The organism is Streptomyces sp. NPDC058291 (assembly GCF_042880855.1).
In the GTDB taxonomy this organism is placed as follows: domain Bacteria; phylum Actinomycetota; class Actinomycetes; order Streptomycetales; family Streptomycetaceae; genus Streptomyces.
This window is the reverse complement of sequence record NZ_JBHVYK010000046.1, coordinates 1-18,731: the sequence shown is the minus strand read 5'-3', so window position 1 is coordinate 18,731 and position 18,731 is coordinate 1. Positions and strand designations below refer to the sequence as shown.

General features: G+C 74.0%; 18 protein-coding genes. 3 read left to right on the top strand and 15 right to left on the bottom strand.

The features are described from left to right. Positions 1–214 precede the first annotated feature (214 nt). The gene (locus ACFVYK_RS22715) at positions 215–1,399 is read right to left on the bottom strand and encodes a type III polyketide synthase (RefSeq protein WP_389776848.1); all 1,185 of its coding nucleotides are present in this window, start codon (positions 1,397–1,399) and stop codon (positions 215–217) included. A gap of 425 nt (positions 1,400–1,824) precedes the next feature. On the opposite strand from ACFVYK_RS22715, the gene ACFVYK_RS22710 reads away from it, so the two are divergent. Next, positions 1,825–2,634, top strand: a complete 810-nt coding sequence (locus tag ACFVYK_RS22710) for a carbon-nitrogen hydrolase family protein (RefSeq protein WP_389776846.1) — start codon at positions 1,825–1,827, stop codon at positions 2,632–2,634. Here the strand turns inward: ACFVYK_RS22710 and ACFVYK_RS22705 are convergent. From ACFVYK_RS22705 to ACFVYK_RS22640, 14 genes are all read right to left on the bottom strand, one after another. Next, the gene (locus ACFVYK_RS22705; protein WP_389776843.1) at positions 2,546–3,091 is read right to left on the bottom strand and encodes a DUF5994 family protein; all 546 of its coding nucleotides are present in this window, start codon (positions 3,089–3,091) and stop codon (positions 2,546–2,548) included. The genes ACFVYK_RS22710 and ACFVYK_RS22705 overlap by 89 nt on opposite strands. Further along, the gene (locus ACFVYK_RS22700; protein WP_389776840.1) at positions 3,088–3,312 is read right to left on the bottom strand and encodes a hypothetical protein; all 225 of its coding nucleotides are present in this window, start codon (positions 3,310–3,312) and stop codon (positions 3,088–3,090) included. Before ACFVYK_RS22700 ends, ACFVYK_RS22705 begins: the two co-directional genes overlap by 4 nt. Before the next feature lie 5 nt (positions 3,313–3,317). Next, positions 3,318–3,881, bottom strand: a complete 564-nt coding sequence (locus ACFVYK_RS22695) for a DUF5994 family protein (protein WP_389776838.1) — start codon at positions 3,879–3,881, stop codon at positions 3,318–3,320. A 133-nt stretch (positions 3,882–4,014) separates the two neighbouring features. Continuing rightward, positions 4,015–4,404: a DUF5994 family protein gene (locus tag ACFVYK_RS22690; RefSeq protein ID WP_389776835.1), complete on the bottom strand. Its 390-nt coding sequence runs from the start codon at positions 4,402–4,404 to the stop codon at positions 4,015–4,017. A gap of 779 nt (positions 4,405–5,183) precedes the next feature. Next, complete coding sequence (locus tag ACFVYK_RS22685) at positions 5,184–6,047, bottom strand: universal stress protein (protein ID WP_389776832.1); 864 nt, start codon at positions 6,045–6,047, stop codon at positions 5,184–5,186. A 306-nt stretch (positions 6,048–6,353) separates the two neighbouring features. Continuing rightward, entirely contained in the window at positions 6,354–6,629 is a 276-nt protein-coding gene (locus ACFVYK_RS22680; protein WP_389776830.1) for a hypothetical protein, read from the bottom strand. A gap of 282 nt (positions 6,630–6,911) precedes the next feature. After that, positions 6,912–7,982, bottom strand: coding sequence for a YncE family protein (locus ACFVYK_RS22675; protein ID WP_389776827.1), 1,071 nt, complete (start codon positions 7,980–7,982; stop codon positions 6,912–6,914). Between the two features lie 22 nt (positions 7,983–8,004). Continuing rightward, the gene (locus tag ACFVYK_RS22670) at positions 8,005–8,229 is read right to left on the bottom strand and encodes an MbtH family NRPS accessory protein (protein ID WP_389776825.1); all 225 of its coding nucleotides are present in this window, start codon (positions 8,227–8,229) and stop codon (positions 8,005–8,007) included. Next, positions 8,226–12,134 (bottom strand): amino acid adenylation domain-containing protein, encoded by a 3,909-nt coding sequence (locus ACFVYK_RS22665; RefSeq protein WP_389776822.1) that lies wholly within the window; start codon positions 12,132–12,134, stop codon positions 8,226–8,228. The genes ACFVYK_RS22670 and ACFVYK_RS22665 overlap by 4 nt, the downstream gene beginning before the upstream one ends. Continuing rightward, entirely contained in the window at positions 12,131–12,361 is a 231-nt protein-coding gene (locus ACFVYK_RS22660; RefSeq protein ID WP_389776819.1) for a phosphopantetheine-binding protein, read from the bottom strand. Before ACFVYK_RS22660 ends, ACFVYK_RS22665 begins: the two co-directional genes overlap by 4 nt. After that, the gene (locus ACFVYK_RS22655; RefSeq protein ID WP_389776816.1) at positions 12,358–12,996 is read right to left on the bottom strand and encodes an isochorismatase family protein; all 639 of its coding nucleotides are present in this window, start codon (positions 12,994–12,996) and stop codon (positions 12,358–12,360) included. Before ACFVYK_RS22655 ends, ACFVYK_RS22660 begins: the two co-directional genes overlap by 4 nt. A gap of 10 nt (positions 12,997–13,006) precedes the next feature. Next, on the bottom strand, positions 13,007–14,635 hold the full coding sequence (locus tag ACFVYK_RS22650; protein ID WP_389776814.1) for a (2,3-dihydroxybenzoyl)adenylate synthase: 1,629 nt from the start codon (positions 14,633–14,635) through the stop codon (positions 13,007–13,009). After that, the gene (gene dhbC, locus ACFVYK_RS22645) at positions 14,632–15,831 is read right to left on the bottom strand and encodes an isochorismate synthase DhbC (protein WP_389776811.1); all 1,200 of its coding nucleotides are present in this window, start codon (positions 15,829–15,831) and stop codon (positions 14,632–14,634) included. The genes ACFVYK_RS22650 and dhbC overlap by 4 nt, the downstream gene beginning before the upstream one ends. Before the next feature lie 431 nt (positions 15,832–16,262). Further along, the gene (locus ACFVYK_RS22640) at positions 16,263–16,688 is read right to left on the bottom strand and encodes a DUF3291 domain-containing protein (protein ID WP_389776808.1); all 426 of its coding nucleotides are present in this window, start codon (positions 16,686–16,688) and stop codon (positions 16,263–16,265) included. Positions 16,689–16,775: 87 nt separating this feature from the next. On the opposite strand from ACFVYK_RS22640, the gene ACFVYK_RS22635 reads away from it, so the two are divergent. After that, a complete protein-coding gene (locus tag ACFVYK_RS22635) occupies positions 16,776–17,579 on the top strand; it encodes a MerR family transcriptional regulator (protein ID WP_389776806.1) in 804 nt (267 codons plus the stop codon). A gap of 216 nt (positions 17,580–17,795) precedes the next feature. After that, positions 17,796–18,695, top strand: coding sequence for a BTAD domain-containing putative transcriptional regulator (locus ACFVYK_RS22630; RefSeq protein ID WP_389776803.1), 900 nt, complete (start codon positions 17,796–17,798; stop codon positions 18,693–18,695). Positions 18,696–18,731 lie beyond the last annotated feature (36 nt).

Below are 18,731 nucleotides of genomic sequence, written 5' to 3'. Positions count from 1 at the left end.
CGGACGGGGCCGGAGCGGGAGCGGTGCGCACGTAGGGCGGAGGCGGACGGGGCCGGAGCGGGAGCGGTGCGCACGTCGGCCGGCGCTGCCCGACGGTACGGAGGGCGCGGAGGGTGTGGAGGGCGCCCTGAGCGGTACCTCTGGCGCGGGGCGGGGGCTGCGGGTGAACGGCGGGGACGACCCGTTCGCCTGGCCCGGCCGGCGCGGGCTCGCGCTACAGCCACTCCCCTTCCAGGGCGGTGGCGGTGAGGCCCGGCGCCGCCGCGTACAGGACGGCGCGGTCGCCCGGCTTCCGGCCCGCGTCGTGCGCCCGCCTCAGGATGTCGAACACGGCGGCGCCTCCGCGGTTGCCGCTGGTGTAGCTGTCCCGGCTGTAGTCCAGCAGCCCCGACGGCCACGTGTCGGGCATCGTCTGCTCCATGTACTCCAGCACCCGGGTGCCGCCGGGGTGCGCGAGCAGCATGTCGGGGTGCCAGGAGTCGGGGTCGTCCTGGTAGCGGACGCGCAGCCACTCCCACATCGCGGTGACCGTCTCCTGCACGGCGCGCGGGCCGCGCCGGTCCATCACGAAGTGGGCGCCGTCCGCTCGCGTCTCCAGACGGTGCAGTTCCCGGGTGCCGGGCAGGGTGTGGTGCCAGGCGGCGTCCAGCCGCAAGCCCGACTGGCTCCTGCGACGGCCGGTGACGACGGCGGCGACCGCGGTGTCCGCGAACAGCAACCGGACGATCAGGGACTCCAGGGTGTCGTCCGCGGGCTGGTAGGTCGTGCTCAGCGCCTCCGCGATCACGACCAGGACCACCCGGTCGGGGTCCGCGGCCACGAGCTCCGCCGCCAGGGACAGGGAGCGGGTCCCCGCGACGCAGGCCCACTGCGTGGCCGGCAGCAGCATCGCGTCGTCGCGCAGGTCGAGCCGGTTGGCCAGGGCGATGTCCAGGCCCGGCAGCGCCGGGGTGGTGGAGTGACTGGTGATCAGACAGTCGACATCTGCGGCGTCCAGCCCGGCGATCTGCAGCGCTCCGCGCGCCGCCCGCTCGCCGTAGGACTGCACGGCCTCCCAGGCCGGCGCGGTGCGCTCCTGAACGGTCTGCGGCGCGGGTATCGCCTCCAGGGCGGCGATCACGCGATCCACGTCCTGCTGCGCGAACCCCTCCCGTGCCAGGGCCTCTTGGGCGGGTCCGGTGCCGACGGTCCCCAGGCCGCTGCCGCCGCCGGGCGCGACGGCGCTCTCCAGCGGCAGCATCCACCCGCGGGTCTCGATGCCCGTGCTCGCCGCGATGCCGTCGATGCGCGGCGCCCACGCGGCGTGGGGGTGCCGGTCGCGCACCTCCGCCACGATCTGGCTGGTCTGCACGGCGTGTTCACCGTGTATCACGGCGGGAGGACAGAGGTATGCGGCCATGAGGGGCACCTTCCGGGGAGCGAGCAGACGTCACGAGGGCTGCGCCATGGGCCGCTTCGGAACGTCGCGCCCAGGCCGGCGGGCTCCCTTCCGGGAGCCGTTGTCCGGATCGAGCATGGCCGCCAAAGGGACATTTCCGCTGTGACTCAGACAACTTGGGCGGCCTTCATGTGGGTGATACGGCCCACATGCCCGAGCCGGGACGGCGGAGCACCGCCACAGGCGACGCCTGACGGCTCGACAGGCGCACCCGTCACCTGAGCCCGGCGGCCGGCTCAGCAGCTCGCAAGGGGCTCCGGCCGGCCGTCGCCGCCACGGGGCCCCGGCCGGCCGTCGCCGTCACGGGAGCAGGGCCGCGAACGGCATCCGTCGTGAGGCGCCTGCGGCCGCGTGCGTCGACACGGCGGGATGGCATGCTCGGTTCCATGAAGATCGCGGCAGCCCAGTTCACCTGTGTCCCCGCCGACGTGCCGGCGAACGTGCGGCAGATGGCCGCCCTCGCCGACGAGGCGCGGGTGCGGGGCGCCGAGCTGGTGGTGTTCCCCGAGCTGGCGGTCACCGGGTACGAACCCGAAGCCGTGGCCGCACGTCGTGATCTCTGGATGCGGGCGGACGACCCGCGCCTGGACGCGATCCGGGCGAGCGGGATCGCCACCGTCGTCAACTGCGCTGCGGCCGCCGACGGGGAACGGCCGGGCATCGAGACGCTGGTCTTCGGGGTCGACGGCGAGCTCATCACCACGTACCGCAAGCAGCACTTGTTCGAGCACGAGCAGGACGTCTTCGCGGCGGGACGGCGCGACGGGCGCTTCGTCTTCGGAGGGCTGCGTTTCTCCCTGGCCACGTGCTTCGACAACCACTTCCCCGAACTGGTCTCGCGTGGCGCCGCCGACGGGTGTCAGGTGCATCTGGCCGCCTCGCTGTACGGCACGGGCGGCGGGGAGGAGGAGCTGGCGGCGGTGTACCCGGGCATCGCCGAGGACTTCGATCTGCACGTCGTCGTGGCCAATCATGTCGGCCCTGCCGGGGCATGGACCGGCTGTGGCCGCTCCGCGCTGTCGGCCCCGGGCGGCGCCCTGCTCGCACGGGCGGACGCCGACACGCCCATGGTGGCCGTCGCCGAGGTCGGCCAGGCCAGGGCCTGGATCAGCGGCGCGGCAGGTGGAGGGGCCGGGACTCCTGCGGCGGTGCGGCGGGAGCACCGGGCGGCGCGCCCGTCCGGTCGGCGGCCGTGACTCCGGTGGCGGCGAGGATCCGTGCCGCCGAGACGTCGTTGTCGTCCCGTACCGCTCCGGCCATGGCGGCGCGAGCGAGGGCAGGGGGCGTCTGCGGAGGGACGACCGGGAACAGGAAGTGGTCCTGATCACCGCGGGTGACGATCATCGTGTCGTCGCCGACGGCCGACCAGTCGAGGCGGACGCTGCGGCCCTCGACGACCAGTCGGCCCGGCCTCTCGTCCCAGGCGCCCGCGTCGAGGCCGACACGGGCGAGGGGACCCACATGGGCCGTCAACACGGTGAGTAGTTCCGGGAGTCGACTGTCGAGGTCGCGTGAGCGCGGCCACCAGGCGCCGTCGAACGTTCCCGTGCGCCGAGGTGTCGTCCGCATCCGCAGGCGCGCCGCGCCGCGCCGCGCCGCGCCGGGGAGCATCGGCTCCGCGCCGGAGTCCGCGAGAAGCCTGGCGGGCGTCACGGGGACCCGCCCGGTCCCCCGTCCTGGGTCGCGTCCCCTCGCGGTCGATCGGGAACGGCCTTGGTGGTGGGACCGGGAACGGCCTTGGTGGTGGGACCGGGAACGGTCCTGGTGGTGGGGGTGGGGAAGCTTCCGCCGCCCCGGCGGTGGGCCAGGTGGATGATGAGCACGCCCAGAGCGATCATCGCCATGAGCGCGGCCACGGTCACGAAGGTCTCCATGCCGGTCACCTCCCCGGGGGCCGCGGGGTCGCGGCGGGTGCAGCGGCTCGGTCGTGGCCTCCCTCGGAGTCCCAGACCGCCTCCGAGGACCGGTCGGCCTCGGCCGCCGTCCGCAGGCGCGCGGCCTGTCGCGTCAACCGGCTCGCGGTCGACGCGCCGAGGGGGTCGCTCGCGGCGGCCATCAGCCAGGCGGCGGATACGGGGTCCGTCCCCGGCGGAACCACCAGGAGGTTCCAGCGGCCCGTGCGGTAGGAGAGCAGCAGCAGTTCATGCGGGTCCTGCTCGGCGAGGAACCAGCCCACGTTCACCACGTGTCCGGGGACGTGCACCTTGCGCGGGACGACCGGCCAGTGGGTGGGATTCACCGCGACGCGGGTGATCCGTCCCCACAGCGGTTCCAGTACCGCTGTCAGCAGCGGGAGTTCCGTCCTCAGATCGCGCGAACGGGGCCACCAGGCGCCGTCCAGGAGAGCCGGGGCAGGGCCGGCGGGAGCCAGGGACAGGCGGAGAGGAGAGGAGGACCCGGCTTCGGCTTCAAGGGTCGGCGGGAGGTGAACGGTCGCAGTCATGACGCGCACCCTGCCCCGGGCCGATGGTGACCGGCCCGGCGTAGTGGATCGCCGAAAACGGCACGACCATGAGAGCCCGTGCGCGAAATGTCCTCGGTTGTTCCAGCCTACTCCTCGGGTCGCCCGGTCGAGGTCAGAGGCGACCGTCCGCCGCTGCCGCCATGAACGGCCGTGCGGCCTGCTCGGTGGACTCGGGAGGAACGATCAGCAGATCCCGGCGCCCCTGGCCGGCCGCGAACAGGACGACGGTGTTCGGGGCGGACGCCGCCTCGGTTCTGCGCAGTCGTACGACCTGGTTGCAGACGAGCGTCCGGCCCGGTGTCGCGGACCACGTCGACCCGTTGACGATGACGCTGGTGACCTGGCCCCATTCGGGCGGCAATCCCCCCAGCAGGTGGGGGAGTTCGGCGAGCAGATCGTAGGAGCGGGGCCACCAGGCGCCGTCGACGGGCCGTGGCGCGGCGCCACGGGGCGCAAGGCTCAGGCGGAGGAGGGGAGGCGGGGGCTGCGGTGCGGTGGTCATGTCTGCTCCTGTCGGCCGCCGTAGGGGCGGTCGGTATCGGTGGCCGGCGACGCGGCAGGCGGGTCCTGTCGTGACGCCGGGGCGTCACCGCGGTGTTCGCCGACGACGCCGCCGAGGCGGTGGGAGGGATGAGCGGCTTTCCGGGGCTCCTCGGCGGCGACCGCTCCGGTCAGGGCGCGGAGAAGCGGCGGGCTGCCGCAACCCGTTGGCGGCCGAGGGGCCGTCACCACGCCCTTCGGTCGCCGCTGCCGTGCGGAGCCGGCTCTCTGCGCGGGCGGCCCTCGCCCCGCCCGGCGGACGAGGGGGCGGCGTCGCCTCAGGCGAAGAACCAGCGCAGTGCTCCGGCGACCTGTCCGGCGACTGCGGGGTACGACGCCGCACGTGGCACGGCCGAGAGACGATCGGAGGAGTGAGCGGCTTCGTCGGCCATAGGGCGGAACCTGCCTCGAGCGCGAAGCACCCGGTGTGGTCGAACCAGGAGGACGAGACCGGCCTGAACACCGGTGTACGAAGGATCCTCGCTCCCAACCTACTCCCCCGCGTCCCGGGACGAACCTGATCGACGGCGCCCGACCACCGTCACCGGGTCCGTGGAGCCGGCGGCCGCAACGGGGTCAGGGCGTGCCGGGACGGGACGGACGTCAGCGGACGGTCGCGGTCCGGGTCCCACGCACCGCCCGCTCGCAGTGTCCGGGCGTCATGCCGTGGCCCGGGCACGGGGCCCGGACGCGTCGGCCCAGAGCGCCGCTCGCCCGTCGCCCGCGTGCCCGCCGACGGGTTCAGCCGTGGGGGACGACGGCGACGGGGCAGCGTCCGTGATGGATGGCAGCGTGCGTCACATGCCCCAGGTGGGGCCCCACGTCGTGCCGGTGTGCGCGTCGGCCGACGACCAGCAGCGCGGCGCCGTCGGCCGTGTGCACCACGGCCTTCGCGGGGGTCTCGTGGCAGATGGTGTCGGCGCTGTCCACCTGCGGATACTTCTCACGCCATGGGCGCAGCGCCTTCGTCAGCTCCCGCTGCGCGTCCTGCGTCGTCTCCTCCGTGACGACGTGGTCCACGCCCCAGGGCACGCGCGCGTGCAGCGGCACGCTCCGGCCGTGCACGGCCAGGAGCGGAACCTCCCTGACCGCGGCGGTGTGGAAGGCGAAGTCGAGCAGTTCGTCGCTGGATCCGTGGAGTTTCAACGCCACGACCACCCGGCTGGTCGGGGTCCGCTGCGCCGGCCGGTATCCGGTGCGGACCAGGACCACCGGCCTCCCGGTCCGGGCCACGACCGGCATGCTGACGTCACCGAGGAAGTAGCTTCCGACGGAGTCCAGCCCCCGTGAGCCGAGCACGAGCAGCTCGGATTCCGACGCCGCCTGGAGCAGCGCCTTCCGGGCGTCGTCGGCCACCAGGCTCCCGATGATGGTCAGGCCCGGGTAGCTGCTCTCCAGTTCCGCGCGCGCGGCGTGGACGAAGCGCTTCGCCCAGTAGTTCTGGTCGACCTCCGAGGGGACGCGGGCCGGTTCCGGCGCCAGCAGCGGCCACGCGTGCAGCAGGCGCAGCGTGAGGGTGCGCTGTGCGGCCTCGTGGGCGGCCCAGCGCGCGGCGGCAAGGCTCTCGGGTGAGCCGTCGAGGCCCACGGTGATGACTGGCTGCATGGCGGCGTCCTCCGTCTCGTACGAAGCTGGATACGACGGTGCGTGACGGTGAACGAGTCCGATGGCGTGCATGCGCCGGACGTCGCCGACATGCCGAGCACGGTGCTTCCCTCCCTTCGAGGAGTACCCCCATCTCGCTCCCGGCGCATGTGGAGCGGGAAAGGAGCAGGCCAGGCGCACGTGGGAGACGCCACGAGAGGGCAGACGCGCGGTGGCGATCCCGCCGGCAGGCACCAGGCGGGACGCCTCGACGCCCGACGAGCCGGCGGCGATCGTCGACCGACCGGGCGGGATCCGCACGGGATCTCACGCGTGGTAGAGCACCCGCACGACCATCGTGTCGGCGGAGAGGCCGTCCAGGCAGGCGTTGAACATCCGGTCGTAGTCGAGGCCGCCGCCCTGCGCCCACCACCCGTCGGGGGTGAGCAGGGCGGCGGTGGGCAGCAGGGCGGCCACGTGGCGGGTCACGTACGTGTCCAGGTCCTCGTCGAAGTGGAAGGCGGGGTCGGAGGTGTACCGCTCCTCCAGGGCGGGGTCGGCCGCGATCGACCTGATCAGAGGCTGTTCACGGAAGGCGGCCACGGCCGCTTCCCGGGCCCGCTCGGGATGCGGGGCCGCGGTCCCGCTCGACGAAGCGGTGGCGCCTCCTGTGGTGGTCCGCGCCCGGTACGGGAGCACAGTGCGCGGCCCAGTGTGACGGGCCACGCCCCGCGGGCGGCACGGAGTCCTGCCCGCGGAGATCTGGACGCGTGCGCGACCCGGGGGCGGCGACGCGCCCTCTGCCCGGCGCCTCGCCGCCCCTGGGGACGGCCGGCCCGGGTCCGACGGGCCGGCCTTCGGGGGCTGCCGGGTGCCGGCAGCGCGTCAGCGAGTTGTGCTGACGCGGTGGATCGAGTCCAGGGACTGTGCGCCGGCCGCCGCCTTGTCGACGACGTACGCGGTGCCGTGGACGACGATGACGTGGTCGGTGTTCGCGCCCGTGGCCAGGTCGGCGACCACGGCGCCCCCGACCGGGTCCACCACGCTCGTGGTGCCGGCGTCCTTGTTGGCCACGAAGACGCGGCCGGTCCGGGCGTCGGTCGCCACGGCGAGGCTCCCGGCGCCTGTCTTGATCTCGTTCGTGACCGTGCCGGCGGCCAGGTTGACGACGGAGACCGAACCGGCGGCCTGGTTCGCGACGTAGGCGGTACGGCCGTCCGCGGACAGCGCCACGTCGATGGCGCCCTGTCCGGCGGGGAGCAGCCGGGCCTGGTCGGAGCCGGGGCGCACCTCGATCAGGCGGCTCTTGGCCAGGTCGGCCGCGTAGACGTTGCCGGTGAACGGGTCGACGGCCAGGCCGGCGGGCCAGGCGCCCTCGACGGTGACCCGCTTGCGCTCGCGGTGGGTGCGCAGGTCGAAGGCGACGATGCTGCCCTCCTCCAGGGCGCTGCACCAGACCAGGCCGCGCGCCACGTCGACGGCGACGTCGCGCGGGTGCTGCACGCCGGGCAGCTTGTCCAGGTGGCGTCCGGTGCGCTGGCAGTACACGGCGAGGGCGTTGTCGAGGGTGGCCGTGACCCAGACGGTGTCGTGCACGTCGTCGACGGCCAGGCCGTAGACGGCCTCCACGGCGCCGGTGGCGGGGTCGCTGAGCGGCGGCTCGTAGCCGGTCAGCAGCTTCAGCGTCCGCGGGTCCACCTTCAGGAGCCGGGAGTGGGTGACGGGCGGGAAGCCGATGGAACTGGTCACCCACAGCACGTCGTTGCGGGCCGAGTGGGCCACCTGGTAGAGGCCTTGGGCGAGTTCGGCGGACGTCACCGCGTAGTTCGCCTCCTTCGCGTGGGCCCGGTCCGGGCTGGCGGCTGCCGCCGTTCCGGCCGCGCCGAGGGCACCGCCTGCGGCGAGCGCCGCGCCGAGCACGGTGCGTCGGCCGATCGGGTTGGGGGTGGCGGACATGGTGTCTCCTCCAGGGTCGGGATCACGGGGTGGGTCGGACGAGGGCGGGGCGGGGGGGGGCGCCCCCGCCCGCCTGCGGGGCGTCGAGCGCGCGCAGGCAGTCTTCGTGCGGGGCGGGGCCGAACTCGGTGCTCCAGCCGGCCGGAACGGGCATCCAGCGCGGCCACAGCGACCGGTGGCCCGTGGCGTCGACGAGGACCAGGTGGCTGGGGTCGGCCGGTCCGGCGGGGTCGAAGGGGTGGGTCATCCGTCGAGTTCCTTCAGCCGGGCCGCGAGGGTGGCGGCGATCTCGTCGAGGGGTCCTGGCCGGGTCATCTCCGGGTGCAGGCAGTCCAGTCGGTGCTCGTCGACCGTGCCGGTGAGGTAGGGCGTCCACGCCTGCGGGGTCAGCCAGTCCTCGGTCCGGGGGGCGGCGGCGGTGAAGAACAGCAGGTCGCCGTCGAACGTGCGGTGGCGCTGGGTGCGCATCAGCCGGGCGTTGTTGGTGACGATGCCGACGACGGCGTCCAGGACCCGTTCCGGCAACGCCGCGAGCGCGCTGCCCTCCCGGCGCAGCACCGCCATGACCTCGTCGCGGGTGAGTCCGGCTCCGCCCTCGTAACCGGCCATGCGCAGCAGGGCGTTGAGCGCGTCGGCCTCGGTGGGACCGGCGAGATCGCGCCACTGGTCGGCGGGGTAGGCGTCCATCAGGGCGAGCAGTTGCACGGTCTCGCCGGCCTGCTGGAGGTGGACGGCGACCGTGTGGGCGATGACGCCTCCGACCGACCAGCCCAGCAGACGATACGGTCCGTGCGGCTGCACGGAGCGCATCCGGTCGGCGTAGTCGGCGGCCATCTCGTCCATGGTGGCGGGCAGTTGCTCGTCCTCCCGCAGTCCGCGGGCCTGCAGCCCGTGAAGGGGCTGGTCTGGGCCGAGCCGGGAGAGCAGGCCCGAGTAGCACCAGCTGATGCCGCCGGCGGGGTGGAACACGAACAGGGGGGTGCGTCCGCCCGAGGCGCGCAGCGGCAGCAGGACGTCCAGCGCGGTGTCCTCCTGGCCGGCGCCGGTGAGCCGGTCGGCGAGCGCGGCCGGGGTGGGGGCCCGGAAGAGGGCGCCGAGCGGGGTGCGCGTGCCGAGCGTGTCGCGGATGCGGGCCATCAGGCGGGCGGCGAGCAGGGAGGTGCCGCCCAGGTCGAAGAACCCGTCGTCCACGCCGACCCGGTCCAGGCCGAGCACTTCCGCGAAGAGCCGGGTCAGTGTCTCCTCGGTGGGCGTGCGCGGGGCGCGTCCCTCGGTGCGGGCGACGGTGGCGGGGGCCGGGAGTGCCGCACGGTCCAGCTTGCCGTTGGGGCTGAGCGGAAAGTCGTCGAGGGCGACGAACGCGGAGGGGACCATGTAGTCGGGCAGGACCGCGGCGAGGCGGGCGCGCAGGTCGTCGGGGGCGGGGGCGCCGCCGGTGACGTAGGCGACGAGCCGCTGGTCGCCCGGGCGGTCCTCGCGCAGGACGACCGCGGCGCCTGAGACGCCCTCGATCGCGGTCAGCCGGGCCTCGATCTCGCCGGGTTCGAGGCGCTGTCCGCGCAGCTTCACCTGGTGGTCGGTCCGCCCCAGGTACTCGACCTCCCCGTCGGCGCTCCAGCGGGCCAGGTCACCGGTGCGGTACATGCGCGAGCCGTCCGGGCCGTAGGGGTCGGCGACGAAGCGGGTGGCGGTCAGCGCGGGGCGGCCAAGATAGCCGTCGGCGAGCTGGACGCCCGCGAGGTACAGCTCGCCCGCGACGCCGGGCGGGCACGGCTGTAGGGCGGCGTCGAGGACGTACAGGCGCGTGTTCCACACCGGCCGCCCGATCGGGACGGCGCCGGTGTCCTCGGGCCGGCAGGTGTGGTGACTGACGTCGACCGCGGCCTCGGTGGGGCCGTAGAGGTTGTGCAGCGGGACCGCGGGGAGCAGGCGGTGGAACTGGTGCGCGGTCTCGCGGGGCAGGGCCTCGCCGCTGCAGAAGACGTGCCGCAGGCCGGTGCATCGGGCCGCCTCGGGTTCGGTGAGGAACACCTGGAGCATGGAGGGCACGAAGTGGCAGACGGTCACGGCCTGTTCGCCGATGAGCCGGGCCAGGTAGGACGGGTCCTTGTGCCCCTCGGGGTCGGCGAGCACGAGCGTGGCGCCCACGCGGAAGGCCCAGAAGAACTCCCACACGGAGACGTCGAATCCGGACGGCGTCTTCTGCAGGACGCGGTCGCCCGGCGCCAGCGGGTAGGCGTGCTGCATCCAGCGCAGCCGGTTGTCGATCGCCGAGTGCGGGACGACGACCCCCTTGGGCCGGCCGGTGGAGCCGGAGGTGTAGATGACGTAGGCGGGGTCGCTCGGGGTGAGGGCCCGGGGCGGGTCGTACGACGGCTCGCGCGCGAGGTCGCCGCGGTCCAGGAGGACGAGGCGGCGGCCGGTCGCGGGCAGCCGCTCGGCGGTGGCGGAGTCGGTGACGACGCAGACGGGGTCGGCGTCGCCGAGGACGTGGGCGAGGCGGTCGGCCGGATAGCCAGGGTCCAGCGGCAGATAGGCGCCGCCCGCCTTGAGGACGGCGAGCAGGGCGACGATCAGCTCGACCGAACGGGGCAGGGCGACACCGACGATCGTGCCGGGGGACACCCCTGTGGCCGCCAGGTGGTGGGCCAGCCGGTTGGCCCGGACGGTGAGTTCCGCGTACGTCAGCGTCCGGGTCCCGTGGACGAGGGCGGGCGCGTCGGGGGTGCGCCGGGCCTGGCTCTCGACGGGGCCGATCAGCGTGGTGGCCGGGACGTCCTGGTCGCTGGCGTTGAACTCGGTCAGCACCTGGCGCCGTTCCGCGTCGGTGGCGATGCCGAGCCCGGCCAGGGGCGCGGTGGGACGGTGGGCGGCGAGCCGGGCGAGCAGGGCGAGGAAGCGCTCCTGGTGGGCGGCGAGCTCGTCGCGGGTGCACAGGGCGGGATTGGCGTCGTGGTCGATGCGCAGGCCGCGCCCGTCGGCCCGGTCGTAGACGTTGACGGTGAGGTCGTCGACCGGGCCCGCGGACAGGTTGTGCGGCACGACGGGGGCGCCGGCGAAGGTGACGCCGTAGTCGAACGGCATGACGTTGACCAGCGGGCCGACCAGCGCGCGGCCCTCGCCGAGCAGGCCCAGGTCGCGTCGGATGTCTTCGAAGCGGTAGCGCTGGTGGCGGCGGGCGACGCGCATCCCGAGGACGACCTGGCGGGTCAGCGCGGCGAGCGTGGTGGCCGGATGGACCTCGAGGCGCAGCGGCAGGACGTTCATCACCATGCCGGGCACCCGCAGCGCCACCGAGCCCATGCGGCCCATCAGCGGCAGTCCCAGCACGACGTCCGAGCGCCCGGTCACCCTGGCGACGTACAGCGCTTGGGCGACCACGATCAACTCGGCCCAGGTGGCGCGCAGTTCGCCGGCCAGGGTGCGCAGCGGCGCGGTCACCCCTTCCGGGACGTGGGCGGTGGCGCGCAGGAAGGTGCGGGACGGCAGCGCGGTGCGGCCGAACGGTGCGGGCGCCTCGGGCCGGTCGGCGAGGACTTCGCTCCAGTGGGCGCGGTCGAGGTCGTACTGCTCGCCGGCGCGGTAGGCGAGGTCGTCGGCCACCAGGTCGCCGAGCCGTCCGAAGGGGTTGTCGCCGGGCGGCCGGCCGGCCGCGAGCGCCGTGTAGGTCTCGGCGGTGCGGCGGGCGGTCATCGAGTAGCCGAATCCGTCCAGCGCGATGTGGTGGACGCGCTGGTACCACAGCCAGCGTTCGTCGCCGACCCGCAGCAACGCGTGCCGGAACAGCGGTCCGGCGGCGAGGTCGAAGGGCCGCGTGAGGTCCTCGTCCATCCAGGCGCGGGCGGCGGCGTCCGGATCGGGTGCGCAGCGCAGATCCGCCCGGTGCAGCGGGAACCCGTCGCCCGGCTCCGGTACGGGCAGGAGGAACTGCCGTGGTCCGTCCGGGCCTTCGGCGATGCGCACGCACAGCGCCTCGGCCTCTGCGGCGGTGCGGTGCAGGGCCTGCTCGAACAGCTCGGGCCGCAGGGCGCCGTGGATCTCCAGGTACTCGGCGGTGTTGAGGGCGGGGCTGTCGGGGTCGAGGGCCTGCGCGTACCACATGCCCGTCTGGGCGGCGGTCAGCGGCAGCCCCCGCTCGGGCGCCTCGGTCATTCCCCGGCTCCCAGCAGGGGGGCCCACGCCTCGATCGCGGTCCGTTCGGCGAGGTCGACGAAGGAGACGTCGGCCCCGTGCTCGCGCCGCCACCGCTCGACGAGGCTCATCAGCCGGACCGAGTCGAGGCCGTAGTCGACCAGGTTCTCGTCGAGGGGGATGTCCGAGGGGTCCTCCCCCAGCACGTCCGCGACGTCCTCGCGCATGCGCTGCATGGTCAGGGTCATGGCCGCAACTCCTGGAGGACGGTGTCGCACGTGGTGACGGACGCGCAGGAGCGGGCGGCCCAGCGCAGGGCCTCGAGGTGTTCGCCGGGACCGAAGTCGGCGACGGCGTCGGCGACGACGAAGGCCTGGACGTCCCGCATCCAGGCGTCGCAGGCCGTCATGTTCACCCCGAGGTGGGCGTAGACGCCGGTGATGATCAGCTGGTCGCGGCCGTGCTCGGCGAGGAGGGCGGCCAGATCGGTGCGGACGAACGCGCTGTACTTCCACTTGGTCAGGACGGTGTCGCCGTCCTCGGGGGCGACGGCGGCGGGGATGGCCTGCGCGTGCGCGTCGTCGGGCAGGCCGGGGCCCCAGAAGTCGCTTTGCAGTCCGCGTTGTCGCGGGCTCTGGCCGCCCGGCTGCGCGGAGTAGACGACGGGCACGCCGAGGCGACGGGCCCGGTCCGCCAGCCGGGCGGTACGGGCGAGGACTTCGACGAGCGGCGAGGCGCCCTGCGTGAACGCGGACAGGAAGTGGTTTTGCAGGTCGTGGACGAGCAGGACGGCCCGGGCCGGGTCCACGCGCCAGTCCACCCGGTTGGCGGGCAGGTCGGAGCCGGTCGGCATGGGGTACGCGGGGATGGAAGGGAGTCCCATGTGAGGTCGCCTAATCGTGGGAGGCCGGTGCGGGGGCGGTGGCGGTGGCGCGCAGGTCCTTCTTGCTGACCTTGCCGACCCCGGTGTGCGGGAACGCGTCGACGAACTCGACCCGGTCGGGCACCTTGTAGGAGGCCAGCCCGCGCTCCCGTACGAACCGCCGGAGCGCGGCCGGGCGCAGTTCGCCGCCCTGACGCAGGATGACGTAGGCGCAGCTGCGTTCGCCGAGGTAGTCATCGGGGATGGCGACGACGGACACGTCGTGCACCGCGGGGTGGCCGAGGATGACGTTCTCGACCTCCTCGGGTGCGATCTTCTCGCCGCCTCGGTTGATCTGGTCCTTGCTGCGGCCCTCGACGACGAGGTGGCCGGTGGTGGTCAGCCGCACGAGGTCGCCGGTGCGGTAGAAGCCGTCGTCGGTGAAGGAGCGGGCGTCGTGCTCGGGCGCGCGCCAGTAGCCGCGGATCGTGTAGGGGCCGCGGGTGAGCAGGTGTCCGGTCTCCCCCGGCGGGACGTCCCGGTCCGTGTCGTCGACGACGCGGATCTCGTCGTCGGGTGAGACGGGCCGGCCCTGGGTGGTGACGACGGTCTCCTCGTCGTCGTCGAGCCGGGTGTAGTTCACCAGTCCCTCGGCCATCCCGAAGACCTGCTGCAGTGTGCAGCCCAGGGCGGGCCGGACGCGGCGCGCGGCCTCCTCGCTGAACTTGGCGCCGCCGACGAGCAGGACGTCGAGGCTGGCGAGGTCGTGGCGGGCGCCGGCCGCGGCCTCGGTCCACGCCAGGGCGAGCGGCGGGACGAGCCCGGTGTGGGTGACGCCCTCGCGCTGGATGAGGGGGAAGGCGGTGTCCGGGTCGGGCCGCGGGCACAGCACGACCCGGCCGCCCGCGGCCAGCGCGCCCAGCGAACCGGGCGAGCTCAGCGGGAAGTTGTGCGCGGCGGGCAGCGCGACGAGGTACACGCTGTTCTCGTCGACCGCGCAGATCTCGTTGGAGGCGCGCACCGAGTACAGGTAGTCGTCGTGGGTGCGCGGGATCAGCTTCGGCACGCCGGTGCTGCCGCCGGACAGCTGCAGGAAGGCGACGTCGCCCGCGTCGGGTCCGTCGTGCGGGACGGGGTCGCGGGGCAGGTCGGCGTACGGGGTGTGCCCCGCCGCGTCTCCCACGACGAACACGTGCCGCAGGAAGGGGGACCTCGCCCGGACGCGGGTGGCCAGATCCCGGTAGTCGTAGCCCTCGTGCACGTCGGCGACGACGTAGGCGACCGCCTCGGCGATCGCGCAGAAGTGGGCGATCTCCGTGTCGCGGTGGGCGGGCAGGGCGAAGACGGGCAGGGCGCCGATGCGGAACAGGGCGAAGACGGTCTCGAAGAACTCGGCGATGTTGGGCAGTTGGACGACGACCCGGTCGCCCCGGCCGACGCCGGCGGCCAGGAGGCCGGCGGCCAGCCGGTCGGCGCGGCCGTCGAGTTCGGCGTAGGTCCAGCGGCGTCCGTCGCCGGCCGGGTCGACGACTGCGGTCCGGTGCGGGTGGCGGCCGGCCCGTTCGCGCAGCATCTGCCCGAACGTCTGGCCGCGCCAGTGCCCGGCGGCCCGGTAGCGCTCGGCGAACTCGGGCGGCCAGGTGGGCGCGTCGGCCCTCACAGTCCGGCCCCCACGGCGTCCAGGAAGGTGCGGAACTTCGCTCCGGTCTCGGCGGTCTCCGCGGCGGGGTCGGAGGAGGCGACGACGCCCGCGCCGGCGAACAGACGCAGCCCACGCTCGGAGGCCTCGGCGCAGCGGATGGTCACCACCCACTCGCCGTCGCCCTCGGCGTCGCCCCAGCCGACGATGCCGGTGTACAACCCGCGGTCGAAGGGCTCCAGTTCGCCGATGACGCGGCGGGCGTGCGCGGTCGGGGCGCCGCACACGGCGGGCGTGGGGTGCACGGCGCAGGCCAGTTCCAGGGCGGAGACGGACGGGTCGGCCAGGGTGCCCGTGATGGTGGTCGACAGGTGCCACATGGTGGCGGTCTTCGCCAGCGAGGGCCGTTCGGGAACGTGGATCTCGGTGCAGTACGGGGCGAGCGCGGTCCGCATGGCGTCCACGACGACGGCATGCTCGTGCAGGTCCTTGACGGATTCCAGCAGCGCGGCGGCGCGACGTACGTCCTCGGCGAGGTCGTCGCTGCGCGGCGTGGAGCCGGCCAGTGGGTTGGCCACCAGGGCGGCGCCGCGGCGGGAGACGAGGAGTTCGGGGCTGGCGCCCAACAGGGTGCCGCCGGCGGGGGTGGGCACCGCGAAGGTGTAGCCGCCGAGGTCGCGGCGGGCCAGGCGTTGCAGCATCGCGCAGACGTCGGGGGCCTGACCGCAGGTGAGGTCGAGGGCTCGCGCGAGGACGACCTTGTCGAACTCTGCGGCCCGCATCCGTTGCACCGCGGCCGCGACGGCGGCGCCGTAGCGTTCGGGCTCGGGGACGGGGCGGACGGTCCAGGCGAGGGGCTCGGGCCGGGGCGCGGGAAAGGCGATCAGCGGGTCCGCGGCGAGGGCGGGGGCCCGGTGCAGCACGGTCGGCACGACCAGTGCCGCGGGCGCCGAGTCGTCGAACGGTATGGCCCCGATCGCCACGGGGGCCGGCTCTCCGGCCAGGCGCGCGGCGGTCAGCGCCTCCTGCACCCGGTCGCTCAGGGGCCGTTCGTCGTGGGCGACCTGGCAGCGTGTGCCGTAGGCGAGCAGGGTGCGGGTCGGTGAGGCGAAGAAGCGGTGCGCGCCGGGTCGGTAGGCGTCGAGAAGGGCTGTCGCCGTGCCGACGGCGCCGACTTCGGTCTCACCCCTGGCGAGAGTCTCGTGGACCGTGGTCACGTTGGTTCTCCGGGTTCTCCGGTACCGCGGGTACCGGGGGCGAAGGTGTCGGTCAGGGCGGGGGCCGGGCTCGGCCCCGGTGCGCCGAAGCAGGGCACGGGCGCGTCCCGTCGGCGCACGCGAGTGGGGCGCCGGTACGGCTGACGGGGCGTCGGGAACCTCGCCGCAGTGCCTCGGCGGGAACAGTAGTGGCGATGTGTGCCGCCGGGCTCGCCCGCTGACAGGGCCTGACATACGGCAGCAAGACGGGGCAATGACGCCAAGAAATGGCAAAGAGGGCAACCGGCCGGCCGTGCCGGAGGTCGCCGGGCGCACGTAGGCGCGCCGCCACGACGGACCGCGGGCGCGGTGAACGGCGCGGGCCGTTCACCGCGCCGGGGTCCGGGCGGACGAACCCGGCCCGACGGCGGGGGTGGCGTCGGGCCGGGCGATCAGTGGGCGGCTGGGCCGCCGTTCGACGCGTCGGCGCGGGCCTGCTCGTCGATGCGCCGCTTGGCGTCCCGCCAGTCGATCGGGAGCTGCTCGACCGGCACCTCCCAGAAGGTGAACGTCGAACCGCGCATGGTGGAGCGCACGTCGCGCACGACGGTCTTGTGCGGGTCGGCCCGGGCGTACGCGTAGAGGGCCTCCTTGCTCTCCCACGCGGACAGGGTGAAGAAGACCCCCGCGAACAGCTGGGCCTCCAGGGACGCGCCGAGCGCACCGGGCGCCTTGCGGACCTGGCCCCAGGCGGTGAGGGACTTCAGGAAGAAGCGGGGGACGTGCTTGAGGGACCGCACTTCGAGCCGGGAGGCCATGACGAAGGCGCTGGTGTCGGGCCGGGCCGGATTCGGCTTGACCCAGGGAAGGGTGGGCACAGTAGCCTCGCATCCACGGTTGGCGAGTGGCACTATCTATATTAGACAGTGGTGCTACCCAATTGCCAGGGGAAGAGCGGGAAGCTGATGAGAATCTCCGAACTCAGCCGTCGCAGCGGAGTGTCCAACGCGACGATCAAGTACTACTTGCGCGAGGGCCTGCTGTCGCCCGGCCGCGCCACCGCCGCCACGCAGGCGGAGTACGACGACACGCATCTGCGGCGGCTGCGGCTGATCCGCGCCCTGATCGGGGTGCGCGGCCTGTCCGTCGCCGCCGCCAAGCAGGTCCTGGACACCGTCTCCGAGCATCAGACCGACACCCATCACGTGCTCGGCCTGGTCATCGGCATACCGACGGGCAACGGCACGTCCGAGGCGTCGCGGGAGGACGACGGGGCCGACCGCGGGGGGCGGCGCAGCGAGGCGGAGGCGCTGCTCGCCGCGATGGACTGGTCGGTCTCCCCGTACAACCCGGCCCGGCACGTCATCGACGAGACCTTGGAGGCGCTTCGCTCGCTGGGCCTGGACCACGACTGGCGCTTCCTGTTGCCCTACGCCGAACTGGCCGGGCAGGCCGCCCGCCTGGATCTGGACGAACTCGACTCCCTGAAGGACCCGCTGGAGATGGCCGAGCGCGCGGTCCTGCTGACGTTCGTCCTCGAACCGGCCCTGATGGCGCTGCGCCGGCTCGCGCAGGAGGCCGAGTCGATGGTGCGGCACGGCGAGGCCGCACCGCCCGTCCCCCACCCCTCCCCCGCCCCCGACCGCGACCGCGACCGCGTTCTCGACCCCTCCGTCGGCCCCGCCCGCGTTCTCGACCCCGTCCTCGACCCCTCCGTCGGCCCCGGAAGAGATCGACGGAAATTCGGCGAGCCCGAACGACGGGCATGAGTGAGGGCTACTCACGTGGCCCGGCGGGTCCGGGGCCGTTCCCGGGCGACGCCTGTGGCCGCCATACCCAAAGGTGAGTGACCACGACTCAGGCACCGTCCTTCCGCCGCATGGTCTTCTCTAGTCCGGAATTCCGTCGGGATTCCGAGGAATTCCGTAGGGCGCGGCAGAGCACGGCACGCTCCCTACGGCGACCGCAGACGGGAAGGCGAGGGAATGCGATTCCATATTCTGGGCCCGCCCGAGTTGTACGACGACGTCCGCGACCGCAGCGTGCCGCTCAACGCGCCCAAACAGCGGCTGTTGTTCGGGGCGCTGGTGGCCCGGCCCCACGCCCCGGTCTCCCGGGACGGGCTGATCCGGGAACTGTGGGGATCGGCGCCGCCGCGCATGGCCGGCAAAAGCCTCACCGCCCACGTCTCGGTGCTGCGCAGATCCCTGCTGCAACTGGAGCCGGAAGGCGCCCGCTTCCCGCGTCTGGTCGCCCGCGAGGCGGGCTACGTCCTGCGGGCCGACGTGGTGGAGACCGACGCCGGGCGCTTCCGCCAGGCCCTGGCACAGGCTCGCCGCACGACGGCCGAGGACCCCGAGGGCACCTACGCCTCACTGCGGCGAAGCCTCGCCCTGTGGCGCGGGAGCGTGCTGGGGGCCGGGGTCCGCGGCCCGGTCACCACGCGACTGGCGGCCGCCCTGGAGCGGGAACGCCAGGACGCGCTGGAGATCTACTTCGACTGCGCGCTGCGCACCCGCCGGCATCACGCCGTCGTCGCCGAGCTGGAGGAGGCCACCGCCGCCCACCCGCTGCGCGAGCGCTTCCACGACCAGCTGATGCTGGCCCTGTGCCGTTGCGGACGCGGCCCGGAGGCCATCGGCGTCTACCAGCGCGCCCGGCGCCGGCTGACCGCCGTCACCACCCGTACGCCCCTGCTGACGGCCCGTCTGGAGCAGATCAGCGTGTGCTCCCCCGTGCTCACCGATCCCTGCGCCGAGGCGCCCGCGCCCGGCCCGTGGACACCTGCGGGAAGCGGCGTCGAGGCGGCGGCCGAGGAGCCGTCGGCCCGCTCGGTGATGGGCTATCTCACCGAGCTCCTCAGCGGGCGCACGCTCACCTCCTGACACGGCACGCCGCCTCCCGCGCACGACAGCGCGCCC

Excerpts from the sequence above, each read along its gene's own strand:
- ACFVYK_RS22710 (WP_389776846.1), top strand. The coding sequence starts at position 1,825 with ATGAAGATCGCGGCAGCCCAGTTCACCTGTGTCCCCGCCGACGTGCCG.
- ACFVYK_RS22655 (WP_389776816.1), bottom strand. The coding sequence starts at position 12,996 with ATGGGACTCCCTTCCATCCCCGCGTACCCCATGCCGACCGGCTCCGAC.
- ACFVYK_RS22695 (WP_389776838.1), bottom strand. The coding sequence starts at position 3,881 with ATGACTGCGACCGTTCACCTCCCGCCGACCCTTGAAGCCGAAGCCGGG.
- ACFVYK_RS22690 (WP_389776835.1), bottom strand. The coding sequence starts at position 4,404 with ATGACCACCGCACCGCAGCCCCCGCCTCCCCTCCTCCGCCTGAGCCTT.
- ACFVYK_RS22715 (WP_389776848.1), bottom strand. The coding sequence starts at position 1,399 with ATGGCCGCATACCTCTGTCCTCCCGCCGTGATACACGGTGAACACGCC.
- ACFVYK_RS22630 (WP_389776803.1), top strand. The coding sequence starts at position 17,796 with ATGCGATTCCATATTCTGGGCCCGCCCGAGTTGTACGACGACGTCCGC.
- ACFVYK_RS22660 (WP_389776819.1), bottom strand. The coding sequence starts at position 12,361 with ATGACCCTGACCATGCAGCGCATGCGCGAGGACGTCGCGGACGTGCTG.
- ACFVYK_RS22700 (WP_389776840.1), bottom strand. The coding sequence starts at position 3,312 with ATGGAGACCTTCGTGACCGTGGCCGCGCTCATGGCGATGATCGCTCTG.
- ACFVYK_RS22670 (WP_389776825.1), bottom strand. The coding sequence starts at position 8,229 with ATGACCCACCCCTTCGACCCCGCCGGACCGGCCGACCCCAGCCACCTG.
- ACFVYK_RS22685 (WP_389776832.1), bottom strand. The coding sequence starts at position 6,047 with ATGCAGCCAGTCATCACCGTGGGCCTCGACGGCTCACCCGAGAGCCTT.
- ACFVYK_RS22635 (WP_389776806.1), top strand. The coding sequence starts at position 16,776 with ATGAGAATCTCCGAACTCAGCCGTCGCAGCGGAGTGTCCAACGCGACG.
- ACFVYK_RS22665 (WP_389776822.1), bottom strand. The coding sequence starts at position 12,134 with ATGACCGAGGCGCCCGAGCGGGGGCTGCCGCTGACCGCCGCCCAGACG.
- ACFVYK_RS22675 (WP_389776827.1), bottom strand. The coding sequence starts at position 7,982 with ATGTCCGCCACCCCCAACCCGATCGGCCGACGCACCGTGCTCGGCGCG.